The 17,940-nt window shown below is 71.1% G+C and carries 11 protein-coding genes; all 11 read left to right on the forward strand.

The genetic code is table 11. The annotated features are described in order from the left end of the window. Window positions 1-40: 40 nt before the first annotated feature. The 11 genes from mrdA (at window position 41) to IE107_RS05170 (ending at window position 17,843) form a co-directional block, all read left to right on the forward strand. Complete coding sequence (mrdA, locus tag IE107_RS05120; protein WP_189541497.1) at window positions 41-2,206, forward strand: penicillin-binding protein 2; 2,166 nt, start codon at window positions 41-43, stop codon at window positions 2,204-2,206. Further along, a complete protein-coding gene (rodA, locus tag IE107_RS05125; protein WP_189541499.1) occupies window positions 2,206-3,396 on the forward strand; it encodes a rod shape-determining protein RodA in 1,191 nt (396 codons plus the stop codon). Before mrdA ends, rodA begins: the two co-directional genes overlap by 1 nt. A 51-nt stretch (window positions 3,397-3,447) precedes the next feature. After that, window positions 3,448-5,013, forward strand: coding sequence for a CYTH and CHAD domain-containing protein (locus IE107_RS05130; RefSeq protein WP_189541501.1), 1,566 nt, complete (start codon window positions 3,448-3,450; stop codon window positions 5,011-5,013). Window positions 5,014-5,063: 50 nt separating this feature from the next. Further along, the gene (locus IE107_RS05135; protein ID WP_189541504.1) at window positions 5,064-6,989 is read left to right on the forward strand and encodes a TIGR03960 family B12-binding radical SAM protein; all 1,926 of its coding nucleotides are present in this window, start codon (window positions 5,064-5,066) and stop codon (window positions 6,987-6,989) included. Window positions 6,990-7,098: 109 nt separating this feature from the next. Then, window positions 7,099-8,289, forward strand: coding sequence for a hypothetical protein (locus tag IE107_RS05140; protein WP_189542094.1), 1,191 nt, complete (start codon window positions 7,099-7,101; stop codon window positions 8,287-8,289). A 122-nt stretch (window positions 8,290-8,411) separates the two neighbouring features. Beyond that, window positions 8,412-9,194, forward strand: coding sequence for a TIGR03936 family radical SAM-associated protein (locus IE107_RS05145; RefSeq protein WP_189541506.1), 783 nt, complete (start codon window positions 8,412-8,414; stop codon window positions 9,192-9,194). Between the two features lie 231 nt (window positions 9,195-9,425). Beyond that, complete coding sequence (locus IE107_RS05150; protein WP_189541508.1) at window positions 9,426-13,469, forward strand: Rne/Rng family ribonuclease; 4,044 nt, start codon at window positions 9,426-9,428, stop codon at window positions 13,467-13,469. Window positions 13,470-13,845: 376 nt separating this feature from the next. Beyond that, complete coding sequence (gene rplU / locus IE107_RS05155; RefSeq protein ID WP_042812502.1) at window positions 13,846-14,166, forward strand: 50S ribosomal protein L21; 321 nt, start codon at window positions 13,846-13,848, stop codon at window positions 14,164-14,166. Between the two features lie 14 nt (window positions 14,167-14,180). Next, entirely contained in the window at window positions 14,181-14,438 is a 258-nt protein-coding gene (gene rpmA / locus IE107_RS05160) for a 50S ribosomal protein L27 (protein ID WP_018103204.1), read from the forward strand. Window positions 14,439-14,616: 178 nt separating this feature from the next. Further along, complete coding sequence (obgE, locus tag IE107_RS05165) at window positions 14,617-16,053, forward strand: GTPase ObgE (protein WP_189541510.1); 1,437 nt, start codon at window positions 14,617-14,619, stop codon at window positions 16,051-16,053. A gap of 332 nt (window positions 16,054-16,385) precedes the next feature. Beyond that, on the forward strand, window positions 16,386-17,843 hold the full coding sequence (locus IE107_RS05170) for a bifunctional cytidylyltransferase/SDR family oxidoreductase (protein WP_373302394.1): 1,458 nt from the start codon (window positions 16,386-16,388) through the stop codon (window positions 17,841-17,843). Window positions 17,844-17,940 lie beyond the last annotated feature (97 nt).

Here is a 17,940-nt window from a genome sequence, read left to right on the forward strand (position 1 = left end):
CCTCGCACCCCTCCGGCCCGACCACCACCGGGGGCGCCCCGTGAGCAACATCCCCGAGACCGGTCGGACCCAACGCGTCCAGATCCGGCTCGTCGTCATCCAGGTCCTCGTCTTCTCCCTGCTGCTCACCCTCGGCGGGCGCCTCTGGTACCTCCAGATCCGCAACGGCCAGGAGTACAGCGACGAGGCGAAGAACAACCACGTCCAGCAGGTCGTCCAGCCCGCCGTCCGCGGCTCCATCCTCGACGCGCGCGGCGTGCCCCTCGCCGACAACGAGACCCGGCTGGTGGTCTCCGCCAGCCGCACCGAGCTGATGAAGATGGAGGACGACGGCAAGAGCGTCCTGACCCGGCTCGCCGGTGTCCTGGACATGAAGCCCAAGGAGGTCCTCGACAAGGTCCGGCTCTGCGACTCGAAGACCCCGCAGCCCTGCTGGAACGGCTCGCCGTACCAGCCGATCCCGGTCACCGACGAGGCCACCACCCAGCAGGCCCTCCAGATCCGCGAACGCGCCGAGGACTTCCCCGGCATCACCGCCGAACCCACCGCCGTACGCCGGTACGCAGCGCCCGGCAAGGCCAACACCGCGCAGGTCCTCGGCTACCTCTCGCCGGTGACCGACGAGGAGATCACCAAGGCCCAGGACACCGACTCGCCGTACCTCCGTTCCGACCAGGTCGGCCGCTCCGGCCTGGAGCGCACCTACGACAAGGAGCTGCGCGGCAAGGCCGGCGTCACCCGCTACGAGGTCGACAACCTCGGCCGGGTCATCGGCGAGGCGAAGAACGACAAGGCGGAGCCCGGCTCCAGCGTCGTCACCTCCATCGACGCCCGGGTCCAGGCCGTCGCCGAGTACGAGCTCAACGAGGCCATGAAGACGGCCCGTCAGGCGTTCGACAAGAACACCGGGGAGAACTACAAGGCCGACTCCGGCGCCGTCGTCGTCATGGAGGCCAAGACCGGCCGCGTCGTCGCGATGGCCTCCCTGCCGAACTACGACCCCAACTCCTGGGTCGGCGGCATCTCCGCCAAGGACTACGCCAAACTCACCGGCAAGAAGTCCAACTTCCCGCTGCTGAACCGGGCCATCCAGGGCCAGGCCGCCCCCGGCTCGATCTTCAAGGTCATCTCCTCGACCGCCGCGGTCAACGCCGGATACCCCTTCGACGGCCACTACCCCTGCCCCAGCTCGTACAACGTCGGCGGGCAGACCTTCAAGAACTTCGAGTCCCAGGGCTACGGCGACATCACCATCGGCCGGGCCCTCGAAGTCTCCTGCGACACCGTCTACTACGGCATCGCGCACAAGGAGTGGCTGAAGGACGGCGGGATGAACCCCAAGAAGAACGCCAAGGACTGGTTCTACAGGACCGCCCACCAGTTCGGCCTCGGCAAGGAGACCGGCATCGACCTCCCCAACGAGGTCAGCGGCCGGGTCCCCGACCGCAAGTGGAAGCAGGACTTCTACGACGCGAACAAGGACGCCTGGTGCAAGCAGGGCAAGAAGGGCGGCACGTACGTCGAGCAGATCGCGTACGAGAACTGCCTCGAAGGCGACAAGATGCGCGCCGGTGACTCCGTCAACTACTCGATCGGCCAGGGCGACACGCTCGTCACCCCGATCCAGATGGCCACCATCTACGCCGCGATCTCCAACGGCGGCACGCTCTACGACCCCACCGTCGGCAAGGCGATCGTCAGCGGCGACGGCAGGAGCGTCGAGGAGATCAAGCCCAAGTCGCACGGCAAGCTGCCCTTCACGCGCAAGACCCGCAACGAGATAGACGAAGCCCTCGCGGGAGTCGCGACCCGTGGTTCGGCCGCCTGGCGATTCGGCGGCTGGCCGCAGGACAAGATCCCGATGCACGCCAAGACGGGTACCGCCGAGGTCTACGGCAAGCAGACGACCTCCTGGTTCGCCACGTACACCAAGGACTACTCGATCGTCATGACGATCTCCCAGGGCGGTACGGGCTCCGGTGCCTCCGGGCCCGCCGTGCGCAACATCTACGACGCCCTCTACGGTCTCGACGACTCCGGCAAGCAGGATCTGAAGAAGGCGCTGCTGCCCACCCCGCAGAAGTCCCTGCCGAAGATCCAGCCGGACGGCTCGATCGACGCCCCGGAGATCAAGCCCTACAACCCGGCCTCGCAGAAGACCCCGGAGGAACAGACCCTCGCCGCGGTGCTGGGGAGGCGCGACTGATGGCCGGCTTCTCCGTCCAGGGGTACGGCCCCGAGCGCTCCGCCTGGGGCAAACTCACCGCCCGCGATTCCCTCGTACGCAGACTCGACTGGCCGCTGCTCGGGTCCGCGATCGCGCTCTCCTTCATCGGCTCGCTGCTGGTCTGGTCGGCGACCCGGGGACGTGACTCGCTCACCCACGGCGACCCGTACTACTTCCTCTTCCGGCACGCCCTCAACAGCGGCATCGGCTTCGCCCTGATGGTCGGCACGATCTGGCTCGGCCACCGCACCCTGCGCGGCGCCGTCCCGATCCTCTACGGCGTCTCGGTGCTCCTGGTGCTCGCGGTGCTCACCCCGCTCGGCGCCACCGTCAACGGCGCCCATGCCTGGATCATCATCGGCGGCGGCTTCTCGCTCCAGCCGTCCGAGTTCACCAAGATCACCATCATCCTGATCATGGCGATGCTGCTCGCCGAGCGCGTCGACGCGGGCGACCAGCTCCATCCCGACCACCGGACCGTAGCCAAGGCCCTCGGTCTGGCGGCCGTCCCGATGGCCGTCGTCATGGGAATGCCGGACCTCGGATCCGTGATGGTCATGGTCGTCATCGTGCTCGGGGTGCTCCTCGCCTCCGGCGCGTCGAACCGCTGGATCGCCGGACTGCTCGGCGCGGGCGTGGCCGGCGCCATCGCGATCTGGCAGCTCGGCCTGCTCGACGAGTACCAGATCGCCCGCTTCGCCGCCTTCGCCAACCCGGCGCTCGACCCGGCGGGCGTCGGCTACAACACCAACCAGGCCCGCATCGCGATCGGCTCCGGCGGCCTCACCGGAACCGGCCTCTTCCAGGGCACCCAGACCACCGGCCAGTTCGTCCCCGAGCAGCAGACCGACTTCGTCTTCACCGTCGCGGGCGAGGAGCTCGGCTTCCTCGGCGCAGGGCTGATCCTCGTCCTGCTCGGAGTCGTGCTGTGGCGGGCCTGCCGGATCGCCCGCGAGACGACCGAGCTGTACGGCACGATCGTCGCCGCCGGAATCATCGCCTGGTTCGCCTTCCAGTCCTTCGAGAACATCGGGATGACGCTCGGCATCATGCCGGTGGCCGGACTGCCGCTGCCGTTCGTTTCGTACGGAGGGTCCTCGATGTTCGCCGTCTGGGTGGCGGTCGGGCTGCTCCAGTCGATCAGGGTGCAGCGGCCGATAAGCGCCTGAGCCGGTGCGTGAGCACTGCCCATTCGCGTACAACACGTCTAGATTCGGGTCATGGCGGACTCGAAGCGTGAGATCGAGCGGAAGTACGAAGCCACCACGGAAACCCGGCTCCCGGACCTGAGCCGGGTGGCCGGGGTCTCGGCCGTCGTCCCCCGGGGCGTCAGCGAGCTGGACGCCGTCTATTACGACACCGAGGACCTGCGGCTCGCGGCGGACTCCCTCACCCTGCGCCGCCGCACCGGCGGGAGCGACGCCGGCTGGCACCTCAAGTTCCCCGTCGCCTCCGGCATCCGGGACGAGCTGCAGGAACCGCTCTCCGACACCCTGCCGAGCTCCTTCGCGGGGCTGCTGCGCTCCCGGGTCCGCGACCGCGGCCTCGTCCCCGTCGTCCGACTGTTCTCCGCCCGCGACGTCCACCATCTGCTCGACGCCGACGGCGCCCTGCTCGCCGAGGTCAGCGTCGACCGGGTGCGGGCCGAACGGCTGACCGGCGGCGCCGGCACGGCCGCCTGGACCGAGATCGAGGCCGAGCTCGCCGATGACGGCGACCCCGCCTTCCTCGACGCCGTGGAGGGCCGGCTGCGCAAGGCCGGGGTCCGCCCGTCGGCGTCACCGTCCAAACTGGCCAGGGCGCTCGCCGAGACGGCGCCCGAGCCGAGCAAGAGCCCCGCCGAGGGCCGCAAGGAGAGCCCCGCACGCCGGAAGCAGAGCCCCGAGGGCCGGACCCGGCGGTCCACCGCGGGCGATCACGTCCTCGCTTACATCCGTGACCAGGCCGAGGCGATCGTCGCCCTCGACCCCGCCGTGCGCCGTGACCTGCCCGACTCCGTGCACCAGATGCGAGTCGCCACCCGCAGGCTGCGCAGCGCGCTGCGGACGTACCGGAAGATCCTCGACCGCGAGGTCACCGACCCGGTCGGCGACGAGCTGAAGTGGCTGGCCGCCGAACTCGGCATCGACCGCGACCAGGAGGTGCTCGACGCCCGGCTGCTCGCCCACCTCGACGGCCTGCCCCGCACCCTGGTCCTCGGTCCGGTCCGCGGCCGGCTCCGGATCCGGTCGGTGGCCCAGGGCAACGGCTCCCGCCGCCGCACCGTGGCCGTGCTCGACGGCAAGCGGTACCTGGCACTCCTGGAGAGCCTCGACGCCCTGCTCGCCGCCCCGCCCCTGCTGCCCGCCGCCTCCCGTGCCCCCGGGAGGGCGCTGCCCCGGGCCGTGCTGAAGGAGTACCGGCGCCTCGCGGCCCGGGTCGGCCACGCACTGGAGCTGCCGCCCGGCCACGACCGGGACGTGGCCCTCCACGAGGCCCGCAAGGCCGCCAAACGTGCCCGGTACGCGGCGGAGGCGGCCCGGCCCGCGCTCGGCAAGCCCGCCAAGCGCTTCGCCAAACGGATGAAGGCCGTCCAGAGCCTTCTCGGCGACCACCAGGACAGCGTGGTGGCCCGCGAGGCGCTGCGCGCCCTGGCCGTCCAGGCGCACGCGGCGGGGGAGTCGGCCTTCACCTGGGGACTGCTGTACGGGAGGGAGGAGGCGGCCGCCGCGGCCCGCGAGCAGGAGCTGCCTCAGGTGTGGGAGAGGGCGTCGCGGGCCGGACTGCGGGCGGCGCTGGGAGGCTGAGCATCGGGGTACGCTTGATGGTCACCCCTGCCGGCTCTCGAAAGTTCGCGATGTCTGTCGATTCGGTCTTCCCACAGCTCGAAGCTCTGCTCCCGCATGTGCAGAAGCCCATCCAGTACGTCGGCGGTGAACTGAACTCCACCGTCAAGCCGTGGGACGAATGCGACGTCCGCTGGGCACTGATGTACCCGGACGCGTACGAGGTCGGGCTCCCCAACCAGGGCGTCATGATCCTCTACGAGGTACTCAACGAGCGCCAGGGCGTCCTCGCCGAGCGCACCTACAGCGTGTGGCCGGACCTCGAAGAGCTGATGCGTGAGCACAAGGTCCCGCAGTTCACCGTGGACAGCCACCGCCCGGTCAAGGCGTTCGACGTCTTCGGGCTGAGCTTCTCCACCGAGCTCGGCTACACCAACATGCTCGCCGCCCTGGACCTCGCGGGCATCCCGCTGAACGCCGCGGACCGCACCGTCGACGACCCGATCGTGCTGGCCGGCGGCCACGCCGCGTTCAACCCCGAGCCGATCGCCGAGTTCATCGACTGCGCGGTCATCGGCGACGGCGAGCAGGCCGTCCTGGAGATCACCGAGATCATCCGCGCCTGGAAGGCCGAGGGACGCCCCGGCGGCCGCGAGGAGGTGCTCTTCCGCCTCGCGAAGACCGGCGGCGTGTACGTCCCGGGCTTCTACGACGTCGAGTACCTCCCGGACGGCCGCATCGGCCGTGTCGTGCCCAACAGGTCGGGCGTGCCGTGGCGGGTGTCCAAGCACACCGTGATGGACCTCGACGAGTGGCCGTACCCGAAGCAGCCCCTCGTCCCGCTCGCCGAGACCGTCCACGAGCGGATGTCCGTCGAGATCTTCCGCGGCTGCACCCGCGGCTGCCGTTTCTGCCAGGCCGGCATGATCACGCGCCCCGTGCGGGAGCGAAGCATCACCGGCATCGGCGAGATGGTCGACAAGGGCCTCAAGGCGACCGGCTTCGAGGAGGTCGGCCTGCTCTCGCTCTCCTCCGCGGACCACACCGAGATCGGCGAGATCGCCAAGGGCCTCGCGGACCGGTACACCGAGGACAAGATCGGCCTCTCGCTGCCGTCCACCCGCGTCGACGCTTTCAACGTGGACCTGGCCAACGAGCTGACCCGCAACGGCCGCCGCTCCGGTCTCACCTTCGCCCCCGAGGGCGGCTCCGAGCGGATGCGCAAGGTCATCAACAAGATGGTCTCGGAAGAGGACCTCATCCGTACCGTCGCCACCGCGTACGGCAACGGCTGGCGCCAGGTGAAGCTGTACTTCATGTGCGGCCTGCCCACCGAGACGGACGAGGACGTCCTCCAGATCGGCGACATGGCGGTCAACGTGATCGCCAAGGGCCGCGAGGTCTCCGGGCAGAACGACATCCGCTGCACCGTCTCCATCGGCGGCTTCGTGCCCAAGCCGCACACGCCCTTCCAGTGGGCCCCGCAGCTGAGCGCCGAGGAGACCGACGCCCGGCTCACCAAGCTCCGCGACAAGATCCGTGGCGACAAGAAGTACGGCCGCTCCATCGGCTTCCGCTACCACGACGGCAAGCCCGGCATCGTCGAGGGCCTCCTCTCGCGCGGCGACCGCCGCGTCGGCTCCGTCATCCGCGAGGTCTACGAGTCCGGCGGCCGCTTCGACGGCTGGCGCGAACACTTCAGCTACGACCGCTGGATGACCGCCGCCGAGAAGACGCTGCCCGAGTACGGCGTGGACGTCGACTGGTACACCACCCGCGAGCGCTCCTACGAGGAGGTCCTGCCCTGGGACCACCTGGACTCCGGCCTCGACAAGGACTGGCTCTGGGAGGACTGGCAGGACTCGCTCGACGAGACCGAGGTCGAGGACTGCCGCTGGACCCCGTGCTTCGACTGCGGCGTCTGCCCGCAGATGGACACCAGCATCCAGATCGGCCCGACCGGCAGGAAGCTGCTGCCGCTGTCGGTCGTGAAGTAGCCGCCCGCGAGCACGTCCCACTGGTGACGGCTCGGTGACGAGGGCCCGGTCCGGGAAACTAGGGCCCGGTCCGGGAAACTGCGGACCGGGCCCTCGCGTCATGTACGGCATGGACTACGGCAAGCACCAGGTCCCCGCGCGGTACGAAGCCGGCGAGGGCTGTCTCACCACGTCGATCCGGATTCCGGTACGGATCGTGGTCCTGGTCGTCGTGCTGCCTGTGCGGATGGTCCAAGACGCCCTGGTGGTGGCGGGCCGTGCCGTCGAGCGGAGCCTGTTGCGTCCGCTGGGGCGTGGCCTGTCCTGGCTGTCCGGGACCCTGGTGGTGGCCCCCGCCGGCTGGCTGTACGAGTCGGTGCTCACCCCGCTCGGCCATGCGCTGCGGTGGCTGGCCGCAGCGGTCTTCGTGTGGCCGTGGGCCGCGTTGTGGCGGTACGTGCTGGTGCCGGGGGTCCGGTACGGGCTGGCGGTGCCGGTGGTGTGGCTGTACGGGGCGGTACTCACCCCGCTCGGGCACGGGCTGCGGTGGGTGTACCGGGAACTGCTCGTGCCTGCCGGACGCGGGATCCGTACAGCCGTCGGCCGGGTTCTCACGGCGGCCTTCGTACGGCCGGTGACCGGACTGTGGCGGTACGTCCTGGTGCCCCTCGCGCTCGCCGCCGCCTGGCTTGCCGACCACCTCGTCGTACGGCCGCTGGGGTGGCTGTACCGGGAGGTGCTGACCCCGTTCGGCCACGGCGTAGCCCGGCTGCTCGACAGGCTGGCGCGCGGGATCGCGGCCGTCGGGGCCGGTCTGTGGGCGGCGGTGGGGTGGCTTGTCGCGACCCTGGTGGTCGCGCCGCTCCGATCGCTGTACCGGCGGGTCCTGGCCCCGGTCGGCCGGGAGATCGCCGCCGCCTTCGGCGTCGCCTGGCGGGTCGCGGGGTACATCTCGCGGGCCGTCGGCCGGGCCGTCGTCCGGCTGGCATGGAATCTGGTCGGGGCTCCGGTGGCCTGGGGCTACCGCACGGTCTGCACACCGGTGGGGCATTTCCTGCGCGACCGGATCTGGGCGGCGGCCAGAAGGGGAGCCGTCGAGGCGGGCCGCGCGGCCCGGTCGGCGCTGCGCTCGGCGCGCGAGACCGTACGCCGGGCACGCCACGATGCCTGGCGGGCCCTGGTCGGCGGGGCGCCGCAGCCCGAGCCCAGGGAACCGAAGGGGCCCCTTGCGCGTAGTCTGGGTAGTACAACGACTGTGCCCAGCGCGGCGCCCGAACCAGAGATCTCCCCGCCCGGAGTGAAAAACGCCGAGCGGGGGTGAGCCGGACCGGACACCCCGGGCCACCCGCATTTCGAGGGCGGCGCCCCACCGCGTCCGCCCCGCACCGAGGAGAAGAACCACTGGGCAAGCGACAGCCCGAAGGCCCGCCGCCCGCACCGGCGGTGCAGCGCATCCGACTGCGCTACACCAAGCGCGGCCGCCTCCGGTTCACCAGTCACCGTGACTTCCAGCGCGCCTTCGAGCGGGCACTGCGCCGCTCCGAGGTGCCCATGGCCTACTCGGCCGGCTTCACCCCGCACCCGAAGGTGTCGTACGCCAACGCCGCCCCGACCGGCACGGGCAGTGAGGCCGAGTTCCTGGAGATCGCCCTCACCGAGGCCCGAGATCCGGCCGTGCTGCGGGAGCTGCTCAACGACTCGCTGCCGGACGGCCTCGACATCACCGACGCCGTGGAGGCCCGTACCTCGGGTCTCGCCGAACGGCTGACCGCCTCCGTCTGGGAGCTGCGTCTCGACGGTGTCACCGAGGCGGACGCGGCCGAGGCCGTGGCCGCCTTCAACAAGGCGGAGACCGTCGAGGTCCAGCGCCGTGCGAAGAACGGCATGCGCACCTTCGACGCCCGCGCCGCCGTCGTCGACCTGCAGGCTCTTGATCCACAGGCTGATAGGCCCGAGGACAAGCCCTGTGCGATACTGCGGCTGGTTGTTCGGCACGTGACACCTGCCGTGCGACCTGACGACGTCCTGTCCGGTCTCCGCGTTGTGGCCGACCTGGCGCCGCCGGTCCCCGCAGCGGTGACCAGGCTGGCGCAGGGGCTCTTCGACGAGGAGTCCGGCACGGTGACCGACCCGCTCGCGCCCGACCGCGAGGCAGCCCCGGCCGCTCCACCCACGGCCACCGGGACCGCCGTCGCGACGGCGCCGGAAGGTGCAGGTACCGCGTAAGGCGGTCGTTGCAGCGCGGCCTCCGACTCGGGAGCCATCCGGTTCGGGCCGCGCGATGACCCATAAGACTTTCGCCAGGCCGTACGCACATCGCGTACGGAACCGGCGAGCCAGACATTGAGCTCCCGTGCGGCGCCCGCGCCCCGGACGGCGGAGCCGCGTACATCGCGCGGACCGTGCCGGACCGGAACCAGACGCGGCGCCCGGGAGCCTGACGGGAGAACCGCCCGCATGCCCCAGTCCAACGAGCCCGGCACGACCGGGAACGCCGAAGAGAACAACGCACCCGGCGACAAGCTGCCGCCGCGCCGCAGGCGCCGCGCCGCGTCCCGCCCGGCCGGTCCGCCGGTGACGGAGGCCCAGGGCGCAGCCGCCGAAGCGGCCGCGCCGGCCGTTGACGCCGCAGTGTCCGACAGCACCACCGCCGACGCCGGAAGCGCCGCGTCGCAGGAAGCCGCGCCGCCCGCGCGTCCGCGTCGTCGTGCGGTCCGCAAGGCGACGTCCCCGGCCGGTGCGCCGAAGGCCGCCGAAGCAGCCGAAGCGGTGGAGCCCGCCGCGGTCGCCGAGCCCGTGGCCGAGGCGCCGGCGGAGGCGGCCCCCGCGCGTCCGCGTCGTCGTGCGGTCCGCAAGGCGACGTCCCCGGCCGGTGCGCCCAAGGCCGGCGAGGCCACCGAGGCCGCCGCCCCGGTCGCCGAGCCCGAGGCCGAGACGGTGGAGGCGGCGCCCGCGCGTCCGCGTCGTCGTGCGGTCCGCAAGGCGACGTCCCCGGCCGGTGCGCCCAAGGCCGCCGAAGCCGTGGAGATCGTCGAGGAAGCACCGGCCGAACCCGAGCCGGTTGCCGAGGTCGTGGAGCCCGAGCCCGCCGCGCCGCGCGGCCGCGCCCGGCGCCGGGCGTCTGCCCCGGCCGGTGCGCCGCAGCCCGCCGAAGCGCCCGCCCCGATCGCGGAAACCGCAGAGCCCGTCGTGGCCGCGGAGGAAGAGGTCACCGAGGAAGAGGTCGTCGAGCCCGTCGAGGTCGTCGAGGCCCCGCGCGGCCGTCGTCGTGCGGTTCGCAAGGCGACGTCGCCGGCGGGTGCGCCGAAGGCCGCCGAAGCCGTGGAGATCGTCGAGGAGGCGCCGGCCGTCGCCGAGGAGCCCGCCGCCGAGACCATCGAGCCGGCCGAGGCCGAGGACGCCGCACCGCGCGGCCGTCAGCGTCGCCGGGTCACCGCCGCCGCGGGCCGGCCGGAGTTCACCGCTCAGGCCGAGGAGCCCGTCCGCAAGAGCCGTCGCTCCGCGCGCCCCGCCGTGGCCGTGTTCCAGGCGCCGGTCTTCGCCGAGCCGATGTTCCAGACCCCGGAGACCGCGGCCGCCGCCGCTGCGGCGTCGCGCTACGAAGAGGTCGAGGAAGAGGCCGAGACGGTCGAGGAGCCGACGGCCACCGTCGAGGCCCCGGCCGCCGAGGCCGCGCCGCAGGCCGGTTCGCGCCGTCGTCGCCGCCGTCGCGGTGAGGCCGCCGAGCCCGAGCAGGCCGCCGCCGTGGTGGAGGAGCAGGCCGAGGAGGAGGCCGAGCCGGAGCACGAGGGCGAGGCCGAGCACGAGGGCGACGAGACGGACGAGTACGGGGACCGGCCCTCGCGCCGTCGCCGTCGCGGAGGCCGTCGCCGCCGTCGTGGCGAGGTCAGCGAGGGCGAGGAGGCCGCGGAGCAGCACGCCGACGAGGCCGCCGCCGACCACGCCGAGGACGAGCAGGAACGTGCTCAGGAGTCCGAGGAGGAGGACGAGGAGCACGAGGCGGCCGCCGCCGGATCGAGCAGCAGCCGTCGCCGTCGTCGTCGCCGTCGTCGCAGCGGGGAAGTCTCCGCCGAGGCCGAGCACGGCACGGACGACCCGGAGCGCACGGTCGTCAAGGTCCGCGAGCCCCGTCGCAAGGACGCCGAGCGCGAGCCCGGCACCGGCTTCGACGAGGTCCAGTCCATCAAGGGCTCGACCCGCATGGAGGCCAAGAAGCAGCGCCGCCGCGAGGGCCGTGAGCAGGGCCGCCGTCGTGTCCCGATCATCACCGAGGCCGAGTTCCTGGCCCGCCGCGAGGCCGTGGAGCGGGTCATGGTCGTCCGCCAGAACGGCGAGCGCACCCAGATCGGCGTCCTCGAGGACAACGTGCTCGTCGAGCACTACGTCAACAAGGAGCAGGCCACCAGCTACGTCGGCAACGTCTACCTGGGCAAGGTGCAGAACGTACTGCCGTCCATGGAGGCCGCCTTCGTCGACATCGGCAAGGGCCGCAATGCCGTGCTCTACGCCGGTGAGGTGAACTTCGAGGCGCTCGGCATGGCCCACGGGCCGCGCCGTATCGAGACCGCGCTCAAGTCCGGCCAGTCGGTCCTGGTCCAGGTGACCAAGGACCCGATCGGCCACAAGGGCGCCCGCCTGACCAGCCAGGTCTCGCTGCCCGGCCGATACCTGGTCTATGTGCCCGAGGGCTCGATGACCGGCATCAGCCGCAAGCTGCCCGACACCGAGCGGGCCCGGCTGAAGACCATCCTCAAGAAGATCGTCCCCGAGGACGCGGGCGTCATCGTCCGTACCGCCGCGGAGGGCGCGAGCGAGGACGAGCTGCGCCGCGACGTCGAGCGGCTCCAGCAGCAGTGGGAGGACATCCAGAAGAAGTCGAAGAGCACCGGCAGCTCCAATGCGCCGACCCTGCTCTACGGCGAGCCGGACATGACCGTCCGGGTCGTCCGCGACATCTTCAACGAGGACTTCTCCAAGGTCATCGTCAGTGGCGACGACGCGTGGGAGACCATCCACGGCTACGTCTCGCAGGTGGCGCCCGACCTGACGGACCGCCTGTCGCGGTGGACCTCCGAGGTCGACATCTTCGCGACGTACCGGATCGACGAGCAGCTGATGAAGGCGCTGGACCGCAAGGTCTATCTGCCGAGCGGCGGCTCGCTGGTGATCGACAAGACCGAGGCGATGGTCGTCGTCGACGTCAACACCGGCAAGTTCACCGGTCAGGGCGGCAACCTCGAAGAGACCGTCACCAAGAACAACCTGGAGGCGGCCGAGGAGATCGTGCGCCAGCTGCGGCTGCGCGACCTCGGCGGCATCGTGGTCGTCGACTTCATCGACATGGTGCTGGAGTCCAACCGGGACCTGGTGCTGCGGCGCCTGCTGGAGTGCCTGGGACGCGACCGTACGAAGCACCAGGTCGCCGAGGTCACTTCGCTGGGCCTGGTCCAGATGACCCGCAAGCGGGTGGGCCAGGGTCTGCTGGAGTCCTTCTCCGAGACATGTGTCCACTGCAACGGGCGCGGCGTGATCGTGCACATGGAGCAGCCGACCTCGATCGGTGGCGGCGGCAACGGCAAGCGTGCCAAGAAGCGCGGCCGGGGCGGCGCGGACCACGAGCACGTGGCCGGGACCGAAGCCGTGGCAGAGGTCGAGACCGAGGCCGAGGTGGCCGCCGAGGTGGCCGCACCGGTGGCGCTGCCCGAGCCGGAGTTCGTCCCGGACGAGGAGCTGTACAGCAGCCCGGCCGAGGCCGAGGCGGCCGCCACGCGCGGTCGTGGCCGTCGACGTGCGACCCGTAAGGCAACGGCCCCGGCCGGCGCCCCGAAGGCCGCTGTCGCACCCGCCGCCGCCCCGGCCGTCGAGCCGGAGCCGGTCGTGGTCGCGGAGCCCGAGCCGGTCGTGGAGCCGGAGCCGGTGGCCGAGGCCCCGGCCGACGAGGCCCCGGCCCCGGTGGTGGAGGAGGCCCCCGCGGCCGAGGCCCCCCGGGCCCGTACGCGCCGTCGGGCGACCCGGAAGGCGACCGCCCCGGCGGGCTCGCCCGCCCCGGTCGAGCCCGCCGTCCCGGTGCAGGCCGCCGAGCCGGAGCCCGTGGTCGAGGCCGCACCCGAGGCCACACCCGAGGAGGTGGCCCCTGAGGCCGCCCCGCCGCGTGCGCGTCGCCGGGTGACCCGCAAGGTCACCGCACCCGCGGGCTCGCCCGCCGGTGCGGACGGGGCGGAGGTCGTCGTGGTGACCGGCCCGGCCGAGCCGAAGCCCGAGACCGAGCCCGAGACCGAGGCGGAGCCGGCCGAGGCGGTGGCTGCGGCCAAGAAGGCGGTCCGCAAGACCGCCAAGAAGGCCACGGCCAAGAAGGCGGCCACGGCGAAGAAGACGGCCACCAAGAAGACGGCTGCCAAGAAGACCGCGGCGAAGAAGACGACGGCCAAGAAGGCGGCGAAGAAGACCGTCGCCGCTGAGCAGCCGTCGAAGTCCACCGTCTCGGCCGACGCCGAGGCGTAGGCGACAGCGCGGCCCGTACGGCCACGGAGGTTCCTCCGCGGACGTACGGCGCGGTAGGACGGCCGTGGGCCACACTCCTGCGGGGATGTGGCCCACCGGCCGTCGTGGGCCCGCCACAGCCGGTGGCCGCCCCGGCGGCGGAAGCACGGGCGGGTCAGCCACGCATGAACGGGGGAGCGGCGGGGAAGGACCCCGGTTTGACCCTCCGGACGGCGGCCCGTAATCTTGCTCTTCGGCGTGTTTCCATGCGCCTGTCCCTGAGCAACCCCCTCCCTTCACAGGTGAGAGGCCGCTCGTCCATTCGGATCACCTCGGGCCCCGGCCCGTGTGAGCGGCTGGCATCAGGGACTTCGTTCCGAGCGAGAGAGAGATCCGCGTGTACGCCATCGTGCGCAGCGGTGGCCGCCAGCACAAGGTTGCTGTCGGTGACATCGTTGAGGTTGACAAGATTTCCACTGCCAAGGTTGGCGACACGGTCGAGCTCTCGACCCTGCTCGTGGTCGACGGCGACGCCGTGACCAGCGACCCGTGGGTGCTGGCCGGGATCAAGGTCCAGGCCGAGGTCGTGGACCACCACAAGGGCGCGAAGATCGACATCCTTCGCTACAAGAACAAGACCGGCTACCGCCGTCGCCAGGGTCACCGCCAGCAGTACACGGCGATCAAGGTCACCGGTATCCCCGCGGCTGCGAAGTAAGGGACTGAGGAGACATGGCACACAAGAAGGGCGCATCGTCCACCCGGAACGGGCGCGATTCCAATGCTCAGCGGCTCGGCGTGAAGCGCTTCGGCGGTCAGGCCGTCAACGCCGGTGAGATCCTGGTCCGCCAGCGCGGCACGCACTTCCACCCGGGCACGGGCGTCGGCCGTGGCGGCGACGACACGCTGTTCGCTCTCGCCGCCGGTGCGGTCGAGTTCGGCACGCACCGTGGCCGCAAGGTCGTGAACATCGTTCCGATCGCCGGCTGATTTTCGGCGCTCGTCGAGCGGTCTCTGCGGAGGCGGACCTCACTTCCCGTACGGGAAGCGGGTCCGCCTTTCGCGTGTTTCTCCCATGAGGGACGGCTGTCCCCCGGCGGTACGGCACGAGCCGGCGGGGCAGCGCGAGTGAGATATTTCTGCACGTATGTAACTGGAGGTTTCAACCATGACCACCTTCGTGGACCGCGTCGAGCTGCATGTCGCCGCGGGTAACGGGGGCCACGGCTGTGCCTCCGTACACCGTGAGAAGTTCAAGCCGCTCGGCGGTCCGGACGGTGGCAACGGCGGACGCGGCGGCGATGTGACCCTGGTCGTCGACCAGGCGATCACCACGCTCCTCGACTACCACCACCACCCCCACCGCAAGGCCACCAACGGCCAGCCCGGCGCGGGCGACCACCGTTCCGGCAAGGACGGCCAGGACCTGGTCCTGCCGGTGCCGGACGGCACGGTCGTGCTCGACCGGAACGGCAATGTGCTCGCCGATCTGATCGGCCAGGGCACCACGTTCGTCGCCGGGCAGGGCGGCCGCGGCGGCCTCGGCAACGCCGCGCTGGCCTCCGCCCGGCGCAAGGCCCCCGGCTTCGCGCTGCTCGGCGAGCCCGGTGAGGCCCGGGACATCGTGCTGGAGCTCAAGACCGTCGCCGACGTCGCACTGGTCGGCTACCCGAGCGCCGGCAAGTCCTCGCTGATCTCCGTCCTTTCGGCGGCCAAGCCGAAGATCGCCGACTACCCCTTCACGACCCTCGTCCCGAACCTGGGCGTGGTCACCGCGGGCAGCACCGTCTACACCGTCGCCGACGTTCCGGGGCTGATCCCGGGGGCCAGCCAGGGCCGCGGCCTCGGCCTGGAGTTCCTGCGGCACGTGGAGCGCTGCTCGGTGCTGGTGCACGTACTGGACACCGCGACGCTGGAGTCCGACCGCGACCCGGTCTCCGACCTCGACGTGATCGAGGAGGAGCTGAAGCAGTACGGCGGTCTGGAGGACCGGCCCCGCATCGTCGTCCTCAACAAGGTCGACATCCCGGACGGCCAGGACCTCGCCGACATGATCCGCCCGGACCTGGAGGAGCGCGGCTACCGCGTTTTCGAGGTGTCCGCCATCGCCCACACCGGTCTGAAGGAGCTCTCCTTCGCGCTCGCGGGCATCATCGCCGAGGCGCGCGCGGCCAAGCCGGTGGAGGTGGCGACCCGGATCGTCATCCGCCCGAAAGCCGTCGACGACGCGGGCTTCACCGTCACGCTGGAGGAGGACGGCATCTACCGGGTGCGCGGCGAGAAGCCGGAACGCTGGGTGCGCCAGACCGACTTCAACAACGACGAGGCCGTCGGCTACCTGGCCGACCGGCTCAACCGCCTCGGTGTCGAGGACGAGTTGACGAAGGCCGGTGCCCGTGCGGGCGACGGCGTCGCCATCGGTGCCGAGGACAACGCCGTCGTCTTCGACTGGGAGCCGACCCTGGCGGCGGGCGCGGAGATGCTCGGCCGTCGTGGCGAGGACCACCGGCTCGAAGCACCGCGCCCGGCGGCGCAGCGCCGCCGCGACCGCGAGGCGGAACGCGACGAGGCACAGCGCGAGTTCGACGAGTTCAACCCGTTCTAGAACGGGCGCCGGCCGCCGGACGGGCCTGTTCCGCAAGCCCCGTCCGGCAGTTGTGCACGCTCTCCGCGTCATTCGTCCGGGGGATCCGAACCCGCTCAAGGGTGAATCATGCCGCTCACTCGTGTGGCGTCGATCACCTGGCCGGGAAGCGTGAATTCCGGTATTCGCCCTGATCGCAAGGCAACAAAAGGTTTCCGTACGGCATGCGGTGGCCGACGTCCACCTTGCGAGACGGTAACGGAGAGTGCAACCATCGCGGTATCTCCCAGCCCTCGCAAGGTAGGTCGTCTGTGTCTGCTCAGCACATAGTCAAAGCCCGAACCACAGCTGTCGTGCTCGCCGGCGGTACCGGCCAGCGCGTGGGTCTGTCCATTCCCAAGCAGCTGCTGAAGATCGCAGGCAAGGCTGTCATCGAGCACACACTGTCGATCTTCCAGCAGGCCGACTCCATCGACGACGTCATCGTGCTGATGGCTCCGGGCTATGTGCCCGACGTGGAGAAGATCGTCGCCAAGGCGGGGCTCACCAAGGTCACCAAGGTGATCGAGGGCGGCTCCACGCGCAACGAGACCACCGAGCGCGCCATCGCGGCCCTCGGCGAGGGCCTGGCCGAGGGCGAGGACCGCAACGTCCTCTTCCACGACGCCGTGCGCCCGCTGCTCTCGCAGCGCGTCATCAAGGACTGCGTCGACGCCCTCGACCGCTACGAGGCGGTCGACGTCGCCATCCCGTCCGCGGACACGATCATCGTGACCCGCACCCACGGCGGCGACGGCGAGTTCATCACCGATGTGCCCGACCGTTCCCGGCTGCGCCGGGGCCAGACGCCGCAGGCCTTCAAGCTCTCCACGATCCGCCGGGCGTACGAGGTCGCCGCGGGCGACCCGAACTTCCAGGCGACCGACGACTGCTCGGTCGTGCTGAAGTACCTCCCGGACGTACCGATCTACGTCGTGGCGGGCGACGAGTACAACATGAAGGTCACTCAGCCGGTCGACGTCTTCATCGCGGACAAGCTCTTCCAGCTGGCCTCCACGGCCGTCCCGCAGCCGACCGACGACGCGGCCTACCGCGAGCTGCTCAGCGGCAAGACCCTCGTCGTCTTCGGCGGTTCGTACGGCATCGGCGCGGACATCGCGACGCTCGCCGAGTCCTACGGCGCCACCGTCTACGCCCTGGGCCGCTCCACCACCGGTACGCACGTGGAGAACCCGGTCCACATCGACGAGGCGCTCTCCAAGGCGTACGCCGACACCGGCCGGGTCGACTACGTGATCAACACCGCCGGCGTGCTCCGCATCGGCAAGCTGGCCGAGACGGACAACGCGACCATCCAGGAAGCGCTGAACGTCAACTACCTGGCACCGGTGCAGATCGCCCGCGCCTCGTACAAGTACCTCGCCGAGACCAAGGGCCAGCTGCTGCTCTACACCTCCAGCAGCTACACCCGGGGCCGCGCGGAGTACAGCCTCTACTCGTCGACCAAGGCCGCCATGGTGAACCTCACCCAGGCGCTCTCGGACGAGTGGGCGGCCGACGGCGTGCGGGTGAACTGCGTGAACCCCGAGCGCACCGCCACCCCGATGCGCACCAAGGCGTTCGGTGAGGAGCCGGCGGGCACGTTGCTCTCCTCCGAGGCGGTCGCCAGGACCTCGCTCGACGTCCTGCTCTCCGAGATGACCGGCCATGTCATCGACGTGCGCCAGCAGGACCCGACGCGGGGCGCCTCCGAGGCGTCCGGTTTCGAGCAGGCGCTTGCCGCTGTCCTGGACCGACAGGCCGATGTGTAATACTGCTTGACAATCGACTATTCGGACCCCTGCAGTCGCCACGTGCGTACCGCAGGGGTCCGTATTCGTGAAGCTCTGCCTTCACATTCCCCACGTA

Source organism: Streptomyces gelaticus, from assembly GCF_014649535.1.
GTDB lineage: Bacteria > Actinomycetota > Actinomycetes > Streptomycetales > Streptomycetaceae > Streptomyces > Streptomyces gelaticus.

Bases quoted from the DNA above. Each gene is read 5' to 3' on its own strand.
- rpmA (WP_018103204.1), top strand. From the start codon at position 14,181: ATGGCACACAAGAAGGGCGCATCGTCCACCCGGAACGGGCGCGATTCC.
- IE107_RS05140 (WP_189542094.1), top strand. From the start codon at position 7,099: ATGGACTACGGCAAGCACCAGGTCCCCGCGCGGTACGAAGCCGGCGAG.
- IE107_RS05130 (WP_189541501.1), top strand. From the start codon at position 3,448: ATGGCGGACTCGAAGCGTGAGATCGAGCGGAAGTACGAAGCCACCACG.
- obgE (WP_189541510.1), top strand. From the start codon at position 14,617: ATGACCACCTTCGTGGACCGCGTCGAGCTGCATGTCGCCGCGGGTAAC.
- IE107_RS05150 (WP_189541508.1), top strand. From the start codon at position 9,426: ATGCCCCAGTCCAACGAGCCCGGCACGACCGGGAACGCCGAAGAGAAC.
- rodA (WP_189541499.1), top strand. From the start codon at position 2,206: ATGGCCGGCTTCTCCGTCCAGGGGTACGGCCCCGAGCGCTCCGCCTGG.
- IE107_RS05135 (WP_189541504.1), top strand. From the start codon at position 5,064: ATGTCTGTCGATTCGGTCTTCCCACAGCTCGAAGCTCTGCTCCCGCAT.